This is a genomic window from Streptomyces sp. NPDC038200 (assembly GCF_055600785.1).
Map to the genome: position 1 here is coordinate 486917 of NZ_JBVJYH010000001.1, position 19046 is coordinate 505962.

14 protein-coding genes are annotated in these 19046 nt (G+C 72.2%); 2 read left to right on the forward strand and 12 right to left on the reverse strand.

Annotation, left to right across the window (positions count from 1 at the left end; all coding sequences use genetic code 11):
• Positions 1 to 42 precede the first annotated feature (42 nt).
• Positions 43 to 735 carry a response regulator gene (locus tag ACZ7KF_RS02045; RefSeq protein WP_471068429.1) on the forward strand — a complete coding sequence of 231 codons (693 nt, stop codon included), beginning with the start codon at positions 43 to 45 and terminating at the stop codon, positions 733 to 735.
• A gap of 16 nt (positions 736 to 751) precedes the next feature.
• Here ACZ7KF_RS02045 and ACZ7KF_RS02050 read toward each other — a convergent pair whose 3' ends face one another.
• The 6 genes from ACZ7KF_RS02050 to ACZ7KF_RS02075 all read right to left on the reverse strand — a co-directional run bounded on the left by ACZ7KF_RS02050 (position 752) and on the right by ACZ7KF_RS02075 (position 8036).
• A complete protein-coding gene (locus ACZ7KF_RS02050; protein WP_471068432.1) occupies positions 752 to 2344 on the reverse strand; it encodes a solute symporter family protein in 1593 nt (530 codons plus the stop codon).
• Entirely contained in the window at positions 2341 to 2889 is a 549-nt protein-coding gene (locus tag ACZ7KF_RS02055) for a DUF485 domain-containing protein (protein WP_471068435.1), read from the reverse strand. The genes ACZ7KF_RS02050 and ACZ7KF_RS02055 overlap by 4 nt, the downstream gene beginning before the upstream one ends.
• 69 nt (positions 2890 to 2958) lie before the next feature.
• Positions 2959 to 3648: a response regulator transcription factor gene (locus tag ACZ7KF_RS02060; protein ID WP_471068438.1), complete on the reverse strand. Its 690-nt coding sequence runs from the start codon at positions 3646 to 3648 to the stop codon at positions 2959 to 2961.
• Positions 3645 to 4796 (reverse strand): sensor histidine kinase, encoded by a 1152-nt coding sequence (locus ACZ7KF_RS02065; RefSeq protein WP_471068441.1) that lies wholly within the window; start codon positions 4794 to 4796, stop codon positions 3645 to 3647. The genes ACZ7KF_RS02060 and ACZ7KF_RS02065 overlap by 4 nt, the downstream gene beginning before the upstream one ends.
• Positions 4793 to 5314: a DUF1453 domain-containing protein gene (locus ACZ7KF_RS02070; protein WP_471069553.1), complete on the reverse strand. Its 522-nt coding sequence runs from the start codon at positions 5312 to 5314 to the stop codon at positions 4793 to 4795. Before ACZ7KF_RS02070 ends, ACZ7KF_RS02065 begins: the two co-directional genes overlap by 4 nt.
• Positions 5315 to 5912: 598 nt before the next feature.
• A complete protein-coding gene (locus tag ACZ7KF_RS02075; RefSeq protein WP_471068443.1) occupies positions 5913 to 8036 on the reverse strand; it encodes a DNA gyrase/topoisomerase IV subunit B in 2124 nt (707 codons plus the stop codon).
• A gap of 444 nt (positions 8037 to 8480) precedes the next feature.
• Between ACZ7KF_RS02075 and ACZ7KF_RS02080 the strand changes: the two genes are divergently transcribed.
• The gene (locus tag ACZ7KF_RS02080; protein WP_471068445.1) at positions 8481 to 8711 is read left to right on the forward strand and encodes a DUF7455 domain-containing protein; all 231 of its coding nucleotides are present in this window, start codon (positions 8481 to 8483) and stop codon (positions 8709 to 8711) included.
• 96 nt (positions 8712 to 8807) lie between these two features.
• Here ACZ7KF_RS02080 and ACZ7KF_RS02085 read toward each other — a convergent pair whose 3' ends face one another.
• The 6 genes from ACZ7KF_RS02085 to ACZ7KF_RS02110 all read right to left on the reverse strand — a co-directional run bounded on the left by ACZ7KF_RS02085 (position 8808) and on the right by ACZ7KF_RS02110 (position 18682).
• Entirely contained in the window at positions 8808 to 9668 is an 861-nt protein-coding gene (locus ACZ7KF_RS02085) for a serine protease (protein ID WP_471068447.1), read from the reverse strand.
• Between the two features lie 120 nt (positions 9669 to 9788).
• Entirely contained in the window at positions 9789 to 11333 is a 1545-nt protein-coding gene (locus tag ACZ7KF_RS02090) for an RNA polymerase sigma factor (RefSeq protein WP_471068449.1), read from the reverse strand.
• Between the two features lie 435 nt (positions 11334 to 11768).
• Entirely contained in the window at positions 11769 to 12656 is an 888-nt protein-coding gene (locus ACZ7KF_RS02095) for a FadR/GntR family transcriptional regulator (protein ID WP_471068451.1), read from the reverse strand.
• Between the two features lie 162 nt (positions 12657 to 12818).
• The gene (locus tag ACZ7KF_RS02100; RefSeq protein ID WP_471068453.1) at positions 12819 to 15413 is read right to left on the reverse strand and encodes an ABC transporter ATP-binding protein; all 2595 of its coding nucleotides are present in this window, start codon (positions 15411 to 15413) and stop codon (positions 12819 to 12821) included.
• Between the two features lie 162 nt (positions 15414 to 15575).
• A complete protein-coding gene (locus ACZ7KF_RS02105; protein ID WP_471068456.1) occupies positions 15576 to 16334 on the reverse strand; it encodes an NUDIX hydrolase in 759 nt (252 codons plus the stop codon).
• A gap of 149 nt (positions 16335 to 16483) precedes the next feature.
• Positions 16484 to 18682 (reverse strand): glycogen debranching N-terminal domain-containing protein, encoded by a 2199-nt coding sequence (locus tag ACZ7KF_RS02110; RefSeq protein WP_471068458.1) that lies wholly within the window; start codon positions 18680 to 18682, stop codon positions 16484 to 16486.
• Positions 18683 to 19046 lie beyond the last annotated feature (364 nt).

Here is a 19046-nt window from a genome sequence, read left to right on the forward strand (position 1 = left end):
GAACACGGGCTCTGCGCTCGCCGGCCTTGAAGGAGAGGCCTGATGATTGACGTCCTGGTGGTGGACGACGACTTCCGCGTCGCCGAGATCAACGCCACGTACGTGGGAAAGGTTCCCGGCTTCCGGGTGGCCGCCCGCGCGCACAGCGCCGCCCAGGCCCTGGCCGCGGTGGAACGCGGCAGCATCGACCTGGTGCTGCTCGACCACTATCTGCCGGACCGGACCGGCCTGGAACTCGTGCACCGCATGCGGGAGCAGGGCCATGGCGCCGACGTCATCATGATCACCGCGGCCAGCGATGTGACGACCGTCCAGCAGGCGATGCGCCTGGGCGCCCTGCACTACCTGGTCAAGCCGTTCACCTTCGCCGCGCTGCGCGCCCGCCTGGACTCCTATGCAACGCTGCGCCGCACCGTCGACCGGGTGGGCGGCCGGGGTCTGACGGGGCAGGAGCAGGTCGACCGGATCTTCGGCGCCCTGCGTACCGCCCCCGCGCCCGCCGCACCCGGCCAGCCGACCGGTCACTCGGAGCCCACGACCGACCTCATCTGCGGTGTCCTGCACCGCGCCGACCATCCGCTCTCGGCCCACGAGGTGGCCACCCGCACCGGTCTGAGCCGCTCCACCGCCCAGCGCTACCTTCGCCACCTGGAACAGGCCGGCCGTCTCCGGCTCTCCCTGAAGTACGGCGACACCGGCCGCCCGGAACACCGGTACGCCTGGGTGGCGCCGTAACGAACCCGTGGCCGGGCTACACGGCTCCGGCCCCGGTCAGCGAACGCACCTCCGTCTCGGCGTACTTCGCCTCGTCCGCGACCTCGTCCGAGGTGACCGTGCCCAGCCAGCCCGCGAGAAAGCCGAGCGGAATGGAGACGATGCCCGGGTTCTCCAGCGGGAAGTACTGGAAGTCGACGGCCGGGAACAACGAGTCGGGGCTGCCGGACACCACCGGGGACAGCAGCACGAGGCCGATCGCCGGGAACAGTCCGCCGTACACCGCCCACACCGCGCCCCGCGTGGTGAAACCGCGCCAGAACAGCGAGTAGAGCAGGACCGGCAGGTTCGCCGACGCGGCGACCGCGAAGGCGAGGCCGACGAGGAAGGCGACGTTGAGATCGCGGGCCAGCAGGCCGAGGGCGATCGCCACGACGCCGATGCCGACCGCCGCCCACCGGGCCACGGCCACCTCGCTGCGCGCCGTGCCGCGCGACCGTCGCAGCGACGCGTACAGATCGTGGGCCACCGAGGCCGAGGAGGCGAGCGTGATCCCCGCGACCACCGCGAGGATCGTGGCGAAGGCCACCGCGGCGACCACCGCGAACAGCACGGTGCCACCGGTGGACCCCGCTCCGCCGCCCAGGTCCAGGGCGAGGAGCGGCACCGCCGTGTTCCCGGCCGCGTTGGACGCGTGCACCACCCGGGGCCCCACCACCGCCGCCGCCCCGAATCCGAGGACGATCGTCATCAGGTAGAAGCTCCCGATCAGGCCGATGGACCACACCACGGAGCGACGGGCGGCCCGCGCGGTGGGCACGGTGTAGAAGCGGGACAGGATGTGCGGCAGCCCGGCCGTGCCCAGCACCAGCGCGAGCCCCAGGCTGATGAAGTCGAATCGGGCGGTCCAGTCCCCGCCGTACTTCAGGCCCGGCGCCAGGAACGCCGTCCCGTGACCGCTGCGCTCGGCGGCCGTGAGCAGCAACCGGTCGACGTCGCCGTGGAAGCGCACCAGCACGAGCACGGTCAGCACGACCGTCCCGCCGAGCAGCAGGACCGCCTTCACGATCTGGATCCAGGTGGTGGCCCGCATCCCTCCCAACGACACGTAGATCACCATGAGCGCGCCGACCCCGATGACCGCCCAGACCCGGGCGGCGCCGCTCGTCCGCCCCAGCAGCAGCGCGACCAGGCTGCCCGCGCCGACCATCTGCGCCACCAGGTACAGAACGGACACCACGACCGAGGACGTGCCCGCGGCGATGCGGACCGGTCGCTCCCTCATCCGTGCGGCCACCACGTCGGCCAGGGTGAACCGCCCGCAGTTGCGGACCAGTTCGGCGACGAGGAACAGCACGACCAGCCACGCCACGAGGAACCCCACGCTGTACAGCAGTCCGTCGTAGCCGTACAGCGCGATGAGTCCGGCGATGCCGAGGAAGGAGGCGGCCGACATGTAGTCGCCCGCGATGGCAAAACCATTCTCCATCGGGGTGAACAGCCGCCCGCCGGCGTAGAACTCCTCCGCCGAGCCATGCCGCCTGCGGCTCACCCAGGTCGTGATCCCGAGGGTGACCGCGACGAACCCGCTGAACAGCAGCAGCGCCAGAGCCTGATGGTCACCGGTCACAAGGCACCTCGCTGCGCTCCGCGGGCCAGTTCCTGGGTGTCCCAGCGCAGGTCCAGCGCGGCGCGGTCCCGGCGCAGCCGCGCATGCCGGGAGTAGGCCCAGGCGAGCACGAACGTGGTGAGGAACTGCCCGAGCCCCGCGAGCATCGCCACGTTCACCGCCCCGGCCACGGGCCGGGCCATGAGTCCGGGTGCGGCCGTCGCGGCGACCACGTACCCCACGTACCAGATCAGGAAGGCGGCGGCCCCCGGCACCACGAACCGCCTGTACCTGCCGCGCACCTCCTGGAACGCCTGGCTGCGCTGCACCTCCAGGTACACCTCGCGGGCACGCGCCGCCGTCGACCCCGGCTCGTCCCGCGCGGGCGGCACGGAGGGCGCCGGCCTGCCCGTCCCGTCCAGCTCACCCCAGCCCGAGGCCAGCTCGTCGTACCAAGGGTCCCCGTACGTCACGTCGCGGGCGGGCGCCTCGTGCTCTTCCTGCTTCCCGGCCGGACTCTCGGGACCGCCCCCGGCTCCGCAGGGTCGATCGTTGCTTGACTGCATGCCCAAGGATGGACAGACCGGACGTATCCCTGACTCTTCTTCCTCGGGCTCTTCACCCCATCAGGTGACTCACCGGGTGGGTGGCGACACCAGCCCCTTGCCGTAGGCGTAACGCACGGCCTGCGCCCGGTCCTTGAGGCCCGTCTTGGCGAAGAGGTTGTTGATGTGTGTCTTCACGGTCGCGGTCGACACATGCAGTCTGCGAGCGATCTCCTGGTTGCTGAGTCCTTCGGCGATCAGCACCAGGACCTCGGTCTCGCGTGCGGTCAGCCCGTCGGGCGCTTCTCCGGCCGCCCCGGGAGCCTCGGGCTCGGCCTGGGACAGCCGCTCCAGCAGCCGGCGCTGGACACTCGGCGACAGCCCCGCGTCCCCCGACAGCACGCTGTGCACGGCGCGGACGATCTCGTCGCCGCCCGCGTCCTTGGTCAGGTATCCCCGGGCACCGGCCCGTAGCGCGGGGAACAGCGAGTCGTCGTCCGCGTAGGTGGTGAGCACCACGACCTGGGTGCCGGGATACTGCGCCCGGATCCGCCGGGTCGCCTCCACGCCGTCGCAGCGAGGCATCCTGAGGTCCATCAGGACGACGTCCGGAGCCAGCTCACCGACCAGCCGCACCGCCTCCTCGCCGTCTCCCGCGGCGCCCACGACCTCCACGCCGGGCAGCAGCCCGAGCAGCATCACGATGCCCTCACGAACCACGGTCTGGTCGTCGGCCACCACCACGCGTGCGGGCTTCCTCTCCCCCTCCGTCTCCGTCATACGGGCACCTTCAGCGTCACCACGAACCCTTCCTCGTCCGGCCCCGCGTCCAGCGAACCGCCCAGCAGTTCGGCGCGCTCGCGCATGCCCAGCAGACCGTACCCGCCTCCGGACGACCCGAGTTCGCCCGGCCGGCCGCCCGAGTCCCTTACGTTCAGCGTCACTTCGTGCTCGCCGTACTCGAGCCGCACGTCCACCTTGGCGCCCTGGGCGTGCTTGCGGACGTTCGTCAGCGCCTCCTGCGCGACCCGCCGTACGGCCTGGGACGCCTCGACCCGCAGGGGTCTGCGTTCACCTGTGACGGTGACCTCGGCGCCGTCGGCCGTGCTGACGAGTTCACTCAGGAAGTCCTCCAGCGGGGACAGGTCGCCGCGCAGCGCGGACAGCGCCTGCCGGGTCTCGGCGAGGCCGTCGCGGGCCATCCCCCGGGCGGCGACCACCCGCTCCAGGATCCGCTCCCGGTCCGCGCCGTTCTCGATCAGCAGCCGGGCCGCCTCCAGGTGCACGAGCTGCGCCGAGAGGCTATGGGCCAGGACGTCGTGGATCTCCCGGGCGATGCGGGCCCGCTCGGCCAGCGCCACGGACTGGGCCTCGGCCGCGCGGGCGGCTCGCTCCTGGGCGAGCAGCCGCTGGGCGCTGCCCCGGGCTTCCGCGTCCAGCCGCAGGACGTACCCGCCGAGAGTCAGACCGGCCACGGTGACGGCCGTGGTCAGCCAGAGATCGTCGGCGAACAGGGAGTACGAGGCCAGTGCCACCGAGGCGGCGGGGATGGCGGCCCCGAGCGGCAGCCGCTCCAGCGCGCTGACCCCACAGGCGCACCAGATCACGAGGGCCGGCCCTCTGAATCCCGTGGCATCGGCGGCGACCGCGAGGCCCAGGATCACCCCCATGAGCGCGAGGGAGGGCACCAGCCGGTGCTCGTAGGTGGTCCGGAAAAAGGCCCAGGAGGCGAGAGCGACGAAGAGGACCACCGCCGCTGCCGCGAGTGCCCCCCACAGGCCGACGTGCCGCTGGCTGAAGGCGGCCCACAGAAGTACGCCCAGCGCGAGCAGCCGGATGGCCCAGGTGATCAGGCGCCGGGGCAGGGTGGTTCCCGCGCGGCCGAGCGCTTCGCGCGACGGCCAGCGCGTCCAGGCGTTCTCCGTCACACGCACTCCTTCCAGGCCGTCCGCTTGTCGTCACCGTACGCCGGGCCGGGCCGGCTCGCGGCGCCGACGGACTGCGCCCGCAGGACCAGGATCCCGCCGCGGACCAGCAAGGTGCCGGCGAGACCGAGCAGCAAGGCGGAGCTGTCCTGGTGCAGGCCGAGCGCGGAGCCGAGGGCGAAGACACCAGCCCGCAGGGCTATGCCCACGATCCAGACGGCGGCGCTCGCCTTGCTGCTCCTGGTCCACACGACACCGTCCGGTGCCGTCCAGACGCGTGTGGTCCAGCCCCAGCCGACGCCGGTGGCCAGGCCGATGAACAGCTCCACCGCCAGCAGTGCGCCGGATTCGGCACGGTGGTGGGCGTCGAGGATGCCGGGCTCGCGCAGCGCGACCACGGCCAGGATCACGGGCAGCGCCCACCAGCGCCGATCCGTGGTGATCGCGCGGGCGCGGAACTGCCGCGCTGTCACCACGGCGACGGCGGCCACGATCACCAGCGCGTTGACGAGCCCCGACATCGGGTCCTCCGTGAGCGAGAAGGCGGTGCCGGGGGCGAGTGCTCCCGACGCCTTCGAAGCTACGGACATCCGCCGGCCGGGAGATCGGAGCCGGGGTGGATCACGGGTGGATCCTCGGACCGTCCCGGCTCCACCCAGGGGTGGAGAGACCCTGGTGGCCGGGTGGCTGGCCGCGGTGGGGGGTCGGTGAGGGGGCGGTCCAGCGGGGGCCGCCGGCCACGGCAGAGGCCGTCTGGCCAGGAGAGGCGGCCTGCCCGGCAGCGCCTACCCGGAAGAAGCCGCCTGCCCGGCAGTGCCTGCCCGGAAGAAGCCCGCTGCCCGGAGGCAGCCTGCTCAGAAGGGGCATGCTCAGAAGGGGCCGCCTCCGGGTGAGCCCGCCTCCCTCGTCGGCTTCCGGCAGCGCTCGCTTTCCGGCAGCCCCAGCGCGCCCGGCCCTCGGCCCCGCCGCTGCCCAGCTCGCCCGGCCCTCGGCCTGCTACTGCCCGGCCCGCCCGGCCCCCGCTCCGCCCTCGGCATGCCCCCCGGTCTGCCGCCGCCCGGCACCAGCGGCCGGGCGCGGCGGCCAGGCCGGGCGCGGCGGCCGGGCCGGGCGCGGCGGCTACGCGTCGATGCGCGACCGGTCCAGCGTCGCCGCCGAGCCGGAGATGAACTCCTTGCGAGGAGCCACGTCGTTGCCCATCAGCAAATCGAAGACCTGCTCGGCGGCCTCCAGGTCGGAGAGGTTGATGCGGCGCAGGGTGCGGTGGCGCGGGTCCATCGTGGTCTCGGCCAGCTGGTCGGCGTCCATCTCGCCCAGACCCTTGTAGCGCTGGATGGAGTCCTTGTACCGGATGCCCTTGCTCTGGAACTCCATGAGCTTGTCGCGCAGCTCGCGGTCGGAGTACGTGTAGACGTACTTCTCCTGGCCCTTCTTCGGCTGGACCAGCTCGATGCGGTGCAGCGGCGGCACGGCGGCGAAGACCCGGCCGGCCTCGACCATGGGCCGCATGTAGCGCTGGAACAGCGTCAGCAGCAGGCAGCGGATGTGAGAGCCGTCCACGTCGGCGTCGGTCATCATGATGATCTTGCCGTAGCGGGCCTGGTCGATGTCGAAGGTGCGGCCCGAGCCCGCTCCTATGACCTGGATGATCGCGCCGCACTCGGCGTTCTTGAGCATGTCGGTCACCGACGACCGCTGCACGTTGAGGATCTTGCCGCGGATCGGGAGCAGCGCCTGGAACTCGGAGTTCCGCGCCAGCTTGGCCGTGCCGAGCGCCGAGTCGCCCTCGACGATGAACAGCTCGCTGCGGTCGACGTCGTCGCTGCGGCAGTCGGCGAGCTTGGCCGGCAGGGACGAGGACTCCAGGGCCGTCTTCCGGCGTTGGGCGTCCTTGTGCTGGCGGGCCGCGACACGCGTGCGGGCGGCGGCCACCACCTTCTCCATGACGACCCGGGCCTGCGCGGCGGCGTCACGCTTGGTGGCGGTCAGGAACGCCTTCAGTTCCTTGGTGACCACGTTGTTCACGATCCGGCGGGCCGCCGAGGTGCCGAGGACCTCCTTGGTCTGGCCCTCGAACTGCGGCTCGGCCAGGCGCACGGTGACGACGGCGGTGAGGCCCTCCAGGGCGTCGTCCTTGACGATGTTGTCCTCGGCCACGCGCAGCAGCTTCTTGGCCCGCAGCACATCGTTCATCGCCTGCGTGAGCGCCTGCTCGAAGCCGGCGACGTGGGTGCCGCCCTTGGGGGTGGCGATGATGTTGACGAACGAGCGGACCCTCGCGTCGTAACCGGTGCCCCAGCGCAGGGCGACGTCGACGCCCAGCTCGCGGGTGACCTCGGTGGGGGTCATCTGACCGTGCTCGTCCAGGACCGGGACGGTTTCCTTGAACGTGCCCTGGCCGGAGAAGCGCAGCACGTCGCAGACCGGCTTGTCGTCGGCCAGGTATTCGCAGAACTCGCTGATCCCGCCGTCGAAGCGGAAGGACTCCTCGCCCTTGCTGCCGCCCTCGCCGAGGCCGAACTCGTCACGGACGACGATGGTCAGGCCGGGCACCAGGAACGCGGTCTGCCGGGCGCGCTGGTGCAGGTTCTCCAGCGAGAGCTTGGCGTCCTTGAGGAAGATCTGCCGGTCGGCCCAGTAACGCACGCGCGTGCCGGCGCGCGTCTTGGGGATCTTCTTGGTCTTGCGCAGTCCGCTCTTGGCCTCGAACTTCGCGTCGGCGCCGTTCGCCGCGAAGGCTCCCGGCACACCACGCCGGAAGCTGATCGCGTGCGTGTGGCCGCCACGGTCCACCTCGACGTCGAGACGGGCGGAGAGCGCGTTGACCACGGAGGCGCCGACGCCGTGCAGGCCACCGGAGGCGGCGTAGGAGCCGCCGCCGAACTTGCCGCCCGCGTGGAGCTTGGTCATGACGACCTCGACTCCGGACAGGCCGGTCTTGGGCTCCACGTCGACGGGGATGCCCCGGCCGTTGTCCCGTACCTCGACGGAGCCGTCGTCGTGGAGGATCACCTCGATGTGGTCGCAGTAGCCCCCGAGGGCCTCGTCCACGGAGTTGTCGATGATCTCCCACAGGCAGTGCATCAGACCGCGGCTGTCGGTCGAGCCGATGTACATGCCAGGGCGCTTGCGCACGGCCTCAAGGCCCTCAAGGACGAGCAGGTGCCGCGCGGTGTAGTTGGAACCGTCCCGGTCTGCTCCTGCCAGCAGCGCTGTGGACGGCACGGACGTATCGGCGGTCACGCGGTTCGCTCCTCGCTGAATTTCAGATGGCCCCCTTTTGGGTAAGGGGTCGGCTTCGGTCGCCGCTCAGAGGGTACCGAGCCCTGGTAGAGCCGGTGTAACGCCACCCTCGTAGGGAACTCACACTAGTCCAGGCTCGCATGCGTGTTCGATCCCTCGATGGAGTGAAGTACATATCACGTTCCCTTCGGGGCATGAACCATTTAGGCTCCGGGCACGTCCTCATGAACAACCGGCAACCCAGCCGGGAGGACCGAGACAGACCAAGACAAGCGCGAACCCGTACGCATACAAGACACGCAATACGGCACATTCGCCGCCAACCGGCAGCAGACAGCCGCCCCGGAAGATTTTTTTCGAGGAAAAGCCACGAGCGGGAACGTTTTCGGGCTGGTTGGATGTTGACCCTGGTACGACAGCTCGTCGAGCTAGAGAAGAGGCGACGTGACTACTGTTCTGACCCCCGCGAGCCCGTTGACGGCCGCCGATCGCTGCGACCGCTGCGGCGCCCAGGCATACCTGCGCGTCGTCCTGCTCAGCGGCGGAGAACTGCTCTTCTGCGCCCACCACGGTCGCAAGTTCGAGCCGGAACTCAAGAAGATCGCCGCTGAGATACAGGACGAGACGGAGCGCCTGACGACCGCTCCGAACACCGCTTCCGAAGAAGAGCGCTGAATCTCGCACACACGACGAGCCAGCCCCGGCCCAGGCCGGTGAACGGGCGGCCACTCCTCCCGGAGTGGCCGCCCGTGCTCATGCCCGTACCCGCGCTCACGACCGCGCCTGAGGCCCTCCCCGGGTCTCCGCGCCTGTGTCCAGCGCGTGCACGACCTCGGAGATGCGGGTGTAGACGCCGGGCAGGCCCGGCCGCCCGCAACCGCTCCCCCATGACACCAGGCCGATCAGTCGCCCGCCGGCCACCAGAGGCCCGCCGCTGTCACCCTGGCAGCCGTCGGGCCCGCCGGCCGGTTCGCCGGCACAGAGCATGCTGGCGGCCTGGTAGGTGCCGTCCGGTCCGCCGGGGTACGCGCGGGCACACAGCTCGTCGGGCAGCACGCGTACGCGTGCGGCGCGCAGCCGGCGCGCGTAGGCCCCTCCGCCGGTCGTGTCGCCCCAGCCGGACACCAGGGCTTCCGTTCCGGACGCGTACGCCGGGTCGGAGGCGCGTGCCATGCCGACGACCGCGCGCTGCGGCAGTGGTTCGGCGAGCGTGAGGACCGCGAAGTCGCCCGAGTTGGTCATGACGTCGTACCCCGCGTTGAGCCGGACGCTCCGTACGGCGATCTCCTGGCCCTCCGCCGACAGCAGGTCCGTGCGGCCCGCGATGACCTTGAGGTCGCGCACCCGGTTCGGGGGCGCCCCGAGGACGTCCTCGGCAAGACAGTGGGCCGCGGTGAGCACCGTCGTGCGCCCGACGGCCACAGCGCCGCAGAACTGGCCCGCCCGCGTACCTCCGAACCGGTCACGGCTGGACAGGGCCACCGTCCACGGGGCCTGGGAGACGTCTATCGGAAACCCGCCGACCACCACGCTGCCGGCGACCGCGGGAGCCGTGCTCGCCAGGGGTATCGCGGACAGGGTGGCCGCCAGGACCAGCGGTCGGATCAGTGCCCGGGCAACGGAACGGCGCATGCATGCTCCTCACTCTGGGGTCCTCTTGGGACACCCAGAGTCGTCCAAGTCACGGAGGAGCGCAGCACGAAGGCCCGGCTCCCGAGGGGAACCGGGCCTTCACCGTCGTACGACCGCGACCTAGTCGAGGTAGTCGCGCAGCACCTGGGAACGCGACGGGTGGCGCAGCTTCGACATGGTCTTGGACTCGATCTGGCGGATGCGCTCACGCGTCACGCCGTACACCTTGCCGATCTCGTCGAGCGTCTTCGGCTGACCGTCGGTGAGACCGAACCGCATGGAGACGACGCCGGCCTCGCGCTCGGACAGGGTGTCCAGAACGGAGTGCAGCTGCTCCTGCAGAAGCGTGAAGCTGACGGCGTCGGCGGGCACGACGGCCTCGGAGTCCTCGATGAGGTCACCGAACTCGCTGTCGCCGTCCTCGCCCAGCGGGGTGTGCAGCGAGATGGGCTCACGGCCGTACTTCTGGACCTCGATGACCTTCTCGGGGGTCATGTCGAGTTCCTTGGCCAGCTCCTCCGGGGTGGGCTCGCGGCCCAGGTCCTGGAGCATCTGGCGCTGCACGCGCGCGAGCTTGTTGATGACCTCGACCATGTGCACCGGGATACGGATGGTGCGGGCCTGGTCGGCCATGGCGCGGGTGATGGCCTGACGGATCCACCAGGTGGCGTACGTGGAGAACTTGTAGCCCTTGGTGTAGTCGAACTTCTCGACCGCGCGGATCAGACCGAGGTTGCCCTCCTGGATGAGGTCCAGGAAGAGCATGCCGCGGCCGGTGTAGCGCTTGGCCAGGGAGACCACCAGACGGAGGTTGGCCTCCAGGAGGTGGTTCTTGGCGCGGCGGCCGTCCTCGGCGATGATCTCCAGCTCGCGCTTGAGCTTCGGGGCGAGCTTGTCGGCGTTCGCCAGCTTGTCCTCGGCGAACAGACCGGCCTCGATGCGCTTGGCCAGCTCGACCTCCTGCTCGGCGTTGAGCAGGGGGACCTTGCCGATCTGCTTCAGGTAGTCCTTGACCGGGTCGGCGGTGGCGCCGGCCGCGGCGACCTGCTGCGCGGGCGCGTCGTCCTCGTCCTCGTCGGACAGTACGAAGCCGGCGCTCTCGGCACCCTCGGGCTCGTCGGCGACCTTGGTGTCCTCGAGCACCTCGTCCTCGAGAAGCTCGACGTCGTCCTTCTTGCCCGTGGTCTTCTTGGCGGCCGTCTTCTTGGCGACGGTCTTCTTGGCGACCGTCTTCTTGGCGGTCGCCTTCTTGGCGGCGACCTTCTTGGCGGGGGTGGCTTCTTCGGCGGAATCGGCTGCGGTCGGAGCGGCGGGCGCCGCGGGGGCGGCCGTGGTGGCGGTGGCCTTACGGGTGGTCACCGTCGTCTTCGCCGCGACCGTCTTGGTGGCGGTGCGCTTCGCCGGGCTCTTCGCTGCGACGCTCTTGCGGGTGCGCTTGGGCTCTGCGGCACTGACCATCAGCGTCACACCCTCTTCCTCAAGAATCTGGTTGAGGCTGCGCAGTACGTTCTTCCACTGAGTGGCCGGAATCTGGTCAGCTTCGAAGGCCCGACGCACATCGTCGCCGGCGATCTGCCCCTCAGCCTTTCCCCGCTCAATGAGCGCCATGACAGAGACGGACTCGGCGATCTCCGGCGGGAGCGTACGGGATGTGCTGGCCGACACGAACAACCTCTCGGAACGTTGGAAAACGGCTTCCGGCACCGTCCACTGCGGACGGGAGCCGACCACCGGCTTGGGTATGGGCCGACGGCGCGGGCGGGGGCCGGGAAGATGCACAGCGCCTGTTCTGGCGTCCGTATTCCCTCCGCGGCTGTCACCTCTTAGGTCATCGCGCTGTTCCCACGAGTGTTACGCCCAATCTGCGTGGCCCGAGTCACACCCCGTAAGCGGTCAAAAGCGGTCAGACATGCACATATGAGATCAACCTACCTCGGCCTCGGTCGCGTCGACGAACGCGGCGGCCCGTCGCACCGCCGGACCCCGCCGGACTCCAGATGGTCCGGCGGGGTCCGGCGACGGCCGGTACTCAGGCCCGGCGCCGCCACGAGCGCCACGAGGACGCCGCACACTGGCGACCGCACCGCGCCCCTCGCGGGGTCAGTGCTCGCGCGGGGCGGGGACCACGCGCTCTACCTCGGGGTGCACCGTGAGGAGCTGGCGCATGGCCGTCTCCGCCGCCCCGCCGTCGCCGGTGCCGAGCGCGTCGACGATCCGCGCGTGCTGTGCGAGGGACGCCTCGTTCGGCCGGTCGCAACCGGTGACCGGGCCGCCCGAGACCTGGAGGGCCGCCGAGACGATGCCGGAGAGGTGCTCCAGCATGCGGTTGCCCGCGATCTGGATCAGCAGCGAGTGGAACTCGCTGTCGGCGCGCGAGTAGGTGAGCGCGTCACCCTGTGCCATGGCGTGGCTCATGATCTCGACCATGTCACAGAGGCGCTGCTGCACCTCCTCGCGGCCGTGCCCGGCGGCGAGGCGGGCGGCGAGCGGCTCGATCGTCCAGCGCAGCTCGCTCAGCTCCCGGCGCTGGTCGTCGCGCTGCGGCCCGAAGGCCCGCCACTCGATGATGTCGGGATCGAGAAGGTTCCAGTCGCTGACGGGACGCACGCGGGTGCCGACGTTCGGGCGGGCGCTGACCAGGCCCTTGGCCTCCAGGACGCGGAGGGACTCGCGGACGACGGTGCGGGAGACCTCGAAGCGCTGGCCGATCTCCTCCGGTACCAGCGGACGGTCCGCGCCCAGATCACCGGAGACGATCATCTGGCCCAGCTGCTGTACGAGTTGGCCGTGCAGTCCGCGTCCGCGGCTGCCCGCGGTCCGCCGGCCGACACGGCCCAGGTCGGGATCTCCTCCGTCCCAGGCAGGCGCGCCGAGGCGGTCGGCCACCGGGGCCTCCGCGTAGGGGTAGCGGTCGAGTTCGCCCGGGCCGGCGAGGCCGGAGTCTGCGGAACGGGCGGCGGTCATCATGGTGTGCGCAAGGGTACTCACGGATCCTTTGTCGGCGTCGCTTCCAACTCCCTTGAGGTCTTTGGTGAAAAGCACACGAAAGGGTGATCGCTCACCCCGTCGCAATTGACGCCTTATCGGAAAGAAATGGGCTTTCTGCGGGGAGTTGTGGACACAGCGGGACCGGAAGCGGACGCACGGCTGTCATCTGAGCCTGGTGCGGACCGCCGTGAGCAGATACGCGCAGAGCAGTGCCATGAGCGACAACGCCAGTGCTCCGCCTACCGGTTGGGCGAGGACCCGCGCCGCCGCGAGCAGATATCTCTCCCCTCCGAAGGGCCATTGCAACAGGTAGACCTCCCGCATCCGCACCGGGAAATCGGCCGCCATCCGCACGGCCGGACCCTGTAGCGCCTTGTGCACGACGGGAACCACAAGGACGGGCACGGCGAGGACGGCGGCGAGTCCGGCCGTCGTGGACCGGAACACACCGGCCGCCAGCACTCCGGCCCAGGCGCAGCCGACGATCAGCCCGAACCAACTTGCGGTCAGCGAAAGCCAGTCCGCGGGAACTTCCGCCAGCTCCCGTCCGTAGACGACGTAGAGCGCTTCGGCGTCGCAGCCCACGGTGAGGAACGCGAGCAGCACCGCGGTGGCTCCGGAGACGAGCAGTTTCGCGGTGAGCAGCCCCAGACGGCGGGGTACGGTGCCGCGGTCCGCCGCGAGGGCGGGGTGGCGGAACTCGTCCCCGAAGGCCAGCGCACCGAGCAGCCCGGCCGCGAGTGCCGCGGGCGGCAGCGGCAGCTCCCGCGGCCATGCCGCGAACAGGCGCGCCTGGGGGGTGTGCCCGATCCGCGCCAGGAGTACGGCGGTGAGCGCGGACACGACCAGCGAGGCACCGCAGGTGAGAAAGCCGGTGCCGATGCCGGCGGCGCGCCGGATCTCGTAGCGGAGGGGGCGGAGCGGGCTGGGGGCGGGGTGGACGGTGATGGGGGGTGGGAGCGGAGAGGGGTCGGCGAGAGAACGGACACCTTCGGGGGGCGCGGCGCGGCCGGCCTGCGGCTGCCGGGCGCCGCGGTTCCTGGCCCCGGGAAGGAGGGCGCGGGTGCCGACGAGGGTCCTCGTGAGGGTGCCGCCCTCGGTGCCGGTCCGCTGCCCGGATGCCGTCGCGTCCGCGGTGAGGCCGGTGTCCGCGGTGGCCGCCGGTTCGGCGGACCGTTCGTCTGCCGTTCCGGCGTGCGCGTCGCCGGTGCCACCGGCCATGCCTCCCTCACCGGACGCGACGGCCTTGAGCGACGTGCCGTGTGCCGTGCCGCCGGTCCGCGTCGTCGCGGTGGCGGACGACGCTTCGGGGGTCGAGGCGCCTCCCGACGGTTGTGCGGTGGGCGCGGCGTTTCCCGACGGGAGTCCCGCGGCCGGGATCTCCGGCTGCGGGACGGACCGGTCGAGAGCGGCCGGCCCCGGTCCGGAGGCCGCCCGGGCGCACGCAGCGGCGCCCATGTCGGCCGCCGGCGGGTCGGAGCCCGCCGCGCCCGGTGCCGCCGTCGGCTCGGCGACGCTCGGCTCTCCCCCCGGGAAGTCGGCGGCCGTGGCCTCCCGCGGCATCGCCGGCCTCGCATGGTCAGGCGCCGCCGGCGACTCGTCCACGGTTCGGTCCGGGTTCCCGGGTGAGCCGGCGTGCGCGACCGGGACGGATTCACGCACGGAAGGCCCGGACGATCCCGGTGCCGTGCCGCCGGGCAGCGCGCGGCCGCGCTCCCTCACCGCCCGGCCGGCCAGAGCCTTCTCGCGCTCGCCGGGCGACAGGGCGGCCTGCGCCGGTTCAGGTTCCGGCCGGGTCTCCCGGTTCGCCGACGCCCCGTCCGGTGCGGCCTGCCGGGGCTCGACGGAGTGCGTCCCGCCGTCGCCCTCGGTTCCGGCGCCCGGCCCCATGTCGCCCACCTCGTCGGCGAGTTGATGGACGAGGATGCCGTTGCGGAACGCGATCTCACCGACATCGGCGGTCGTGGTGCCGTACACCGAAAGGCGGTTGCCGCCCTCGCGTACGACCTCGACGGAGCGGCGGGCGGTACGGGCGTCCTTGGCGAGCACCGCCGCGAGGCGTACGGCGTGGGGGCTGCGGACGGCCACGCGGGGACGCAACCGGGTGCGGGCGAAGACCTTGGCCTCCTGGTCGGCGACGAGTCTGCCGCCGTCGATCGTGACGACCCGATCGGCCCTCCGCGCCGCCTCCTTGGGGTCGGCCGTGGTGAAGAGCACCGTGCCGCCCTGTGTGGCATGGGCCCGCAACATGCTGTGCAGCCACTGGGCCTCGCGGGCGGAGAGACCGTCGGCGGGTTCGTCCAGGACGAGCGTGTGCGGATCGGGCAGCAGCGCACAGGCCAGGCCGAGCCTGCGGTCCATGCCGCGCGACAGCGTGCCGAGGCGCTCCTCGCGAAGGCTGACGAGACCGACCACTTCGAGGACCTCGTCCGCTCGCCGCCCGGGAACTCCCGACGCCGCGCACAGCATGCGCAGATGGCCACGGACGGAGCGGGCCGGATGGCCCGGCACGTCACCGAGGAGGACGCCGACTTCCCACGACGGATGAGCGATCTGGTGCAGGGGCCGTCCCCTGAAGTAGGTGATGCCGCGCCCCTGTTGGAGCTCAAGCATCAGTTTGAGCGCCGTCGTCTTGCCCGCGCCGGCGCCACCGAGGAGCGCGGTGACATGCCCGGCTCGCGCTTCGAAGGAGAGGTCGTCGACGGCGGGCGGATGCGCCTTGCGGGGGTTGCTGGTCAGTCCGAAGGCATGGATCACCTGCAGCAAGATAGCGCGACATGTCCGGTTTTTCGGGTATAAGGCGTCTTGCGTGACGATGCCGCGCGACTTGACCCCGCTCTTGTCCGCCGTTCGATGGACCCGGAGCCCGGCGCGGGCGACCGGCGCACCCGGCCTTCAACGGGGCCGGGGCACCGTTCCTCAGACCTCGGGACGCAGCATCGGCGGGTTGAGCAGGGTCGCGCCACCGGCCCGGAAGAGCTGCGCCGGCCTGCCGCCCTGGCGTGTGGTCGTGCCTCCCGTGGGCACGAGAAACCCGGGGGTGCCCGTGACCTTGCGGTGGAAGTTGCGCGGGTCGAGCGCCACGGCCCACACCGCCTCGTACACCCGGCGCAGCTCGCCGACGGTGAATTCGGGCGGGCAGAAGGCGGTGGCCAGCGACGAGTACTCGATCTTGGAGCGGGCTCGCTCCACCCCGTCGGAGAGGATCTGGGCGTGGTCGAAGGCGAGCGGTGCCACGAGTTCGCCGTCACGGCCGTAACCGCCCTGCGCGAGGAGTTCCTCGACCGGGGCCCAGCGTGCGTTGCTGGCGTCGCCTCCGGCGCGCGGCGCGGGCAGGTCCGGCGCGAGCGCGAGATGCGCGACGCTGACCACGCGCATTCGGGGGTCCCGCTTGGGATCGCCGTAGGTGGCGAGCTGCTCCAGGTGGGCTCCGTTGTCCTGCGCCGGGACCGAGGGGTCGTGAGCGTGCAGCCCGGTCTCCTCGGCCAGTTCGCGTGCCGCCGCCTGGGAAAGATCCTCGTCGGCCCGTACGAAGCCGCCGGGCAGCGCCCAGCGCCCCTGGAAGGGAGGCTCGCCCCTGCGGACCGCCAGCGCACACAGGGCATGGCGACGCACGGTCAGCACGACCAGGTCCACGGTGACGGCGAAGGGCGGAAAGGCTGACGGGTCGTAGGGCATGCCGCGATCATAGTCGTCTGCCTGACGATAAACACGTCCTTCGTCGGCCGCTTCGATGGTGGTTCCGCTTCGTTCCGGTATGCGGCGCGAGGGGGCCTCCCGGCCCTCGGTCCGGTGGTGTCGTGCGAGGTCATCCCCCTTCCGGAAGGTCACGTGCCCAGTTGCAGTCCTTCCGCCGCCTCCTCCACCATCGCGAGTCCCAGTCGGCTGACGCGCACGGCGAAGGGGGCGCCGTCGACGCGCAGGCCGCCGAGGACGAGCTCGCCGAGCGGGGCGTTCCGCAGGGGGCGCAGGGTGACCGTGCGGGCCGGGGCGTCGGGGCGGATACCGGCGAGGGCGGTGAACAGCAGGACCACGGAGGCCGCGGCGGTGGCCGCCGGCCGGCAGGCCGCGGGGTGCGGGAGAGGCGCGGAGCCGGCGGAGCGCTGTTCACCGGCGAACATCTCGGGCAGCCGGTGGCCGAAGTGTTCCGCCGCGTCCAGCAGGCCGTGCAGCAGGCCGGTGGCTTCCTTCTCGTACCCTGCTGCCGCCAGTCCGGCGACCGCGAGTGCGGTTTCCTGTACCCTCACGGCTCCGGTCCGGTGGCCGAACGGGTTGTGTCCGGCCTCCTTGGTGCCCAGGCCGCGCAGCCCCCAGCCCGCGTCCATGGCGGGGGTGCCGAGCAACCGGGCGAGGTGCTCGGTCTGCACCTTGTCGAGCAGGCCCGGGGCGAGCCGGCCGGCATCCAGCAGGCCGGTGTCCAGCAGGTGGACGGCGGTGGCGGCCAGATGGGGCACGGGTCGGCCGTCCGGCGCGAGGGCCGCGGCCGGGCGTCCGCCGCCACGATCGTCCACCCAGAAGTCGGCCCGGAAGGCCGCCCGCAGGTTCTGGGCCCACTGGCGTATCTGTGTGGCACCCGGCCGGTCGTAGGCGTCGAGGAGATCTGCGCCGAGCAGGGCGGCGCGATGCGCGTGTGCCTGGGTCTCGGTCCGGGCGGGGCCTGCGGGGTGCGGGTCGGGGAGGTAGACGCCGTCGCCGACGGTGGTCCGCAGCCAGGTCAGGCAGCGCTCGGCGGCGGGCAGCAGTTCCTGTGTCTCCTGGTCGGACAGCCCCCAGCGGCGGGCTTCGGCGAGGAGGACGGGGAAGAGCAACGTGGCCTCCACGCCGGTGCAGCTGGGCGGGAGGTGAGGACCGGTGTCTCGTCGGGGCCCGGGAATGAGCCCGGCCCGGGGGCCCGGGCCGGCGAGCTGGGTGCGGGCCAGGGTGCGCAGGGTGCCCGCGGCGAGCCGGGTGCCCAGGGGCAGCGTCATACGGGCGGCGGCGAGGGCCTCGGCCGGGGCCATTCCGCAACGCCAGGGGGCGCCCGCCGCGAGGTGGGTGTCGGCGGGGTGTGCGGGGTCACGCAGGAGCAGCGCCCGCAGATCGGCGACGGCCGACTCCAGCAGCGGGGCCACCCGGGGGTCGTCCCCCGCAGCCCGCGCGGAGGCGAGCGGGCTGGTGACGGCGTGACCCGCGGCCCGAAGCGGGCCCGCGCCCTCCGGCCGCACCCTCAGCTGCAGGGCCGCCGTCCCACCCGGTGGCAGTTCCAGTTCCCAGCGCAGCAGTCCGGCCGATGCGAGGGCGTCGGCGGGCGGCGGGTCGGCGGTGACGCAGGCGGCCGCGTCGGCCGTGGCCCAGCGCAGGCCCGAGTCGTGGACGGTGGCCGGGAGCTCGGGACCTGCCGCGCCGGCCGCGATGGCACCGAGTTCCGCCAGGTCGGTGCCGAGGGCGACCTCGACGGGCAGGCGCAGTGGGCGCCGGGCGGCGTTGCGGAGTGTGATCCGTTCGGTCCCGTCGGCGTGCCGTATGCGTTCGACGACGACGTCGGGGTCGGGGCCGCCGGCTGTGGGCGAGGCGCTCAGCGTCCCCACGAAGCGGGCGCTGTCGGCTCCGGTCATCCTGGCTTGCACGGGCAGTGGTTCGCGGCCCGCCACGCGGAGCCGGCAGCGGGAGAGGAGCCGCCTGCCGCCCCGGTAGAACCCGTCCAGTCCCCGGCCGGCCAGCTGCCCCTGTTCGCCGGAGACGGCGAGGCCGGGCAGGGCCACACAGATCAGCGCGGCGTGCGTGGACGGCAGCTCGGCCGCCGTGCGGCTGCCCGTGGGCCCGCGCGGGGGCGGGGCCGAGGCGGGCCGACAGGGCCGGACGGCGACGGGGGGCGGGGGGCCGCCGCGGGCGGTCGGGGGCTGAGGGCCTGGATCCGCGGACGGCGGAAGGGGCAGGCCGGTGGTTCGCGGTGTGCGGGGCCGGGTGCCGTCGGTCGGGAACGGCTCGCGATCGCCCTGGGGAGGACGTTCGCCGACGGCGGAGGGCGGAGTCGGCTGCTGGTGCATGGCGTGGCTTCTTCTGCGCTCGGTGCGCCTCGGACGTGCTGGGCGGCCGGAGGGTCGCCCCGTGGGACAGGTGGGGTACGGCGGCGGTAGGGCCTGTCCAGGCGTTCCGCCACTCAGGTGAACGGAATGGGACTCGTCCGGGTCACGGCCCGCCGCGGGGAAGCCGAGGGAACAGCCGCGTGACGGGCCGGCGGGGTGTCCGTCCATGCGCTCCCCGCAGGGCCGGCGCCGGAAGCCACTCCGTCGGCGCTCCGGCGCCCTACGGAACCGGGCCGCGAAGTCACTCCGCCGGCGCACACGCGCCCCACAGAACCAAGCCCGGAGGCCACTCCACCGGCGCACACGCACCCCACAGAACCAAGCT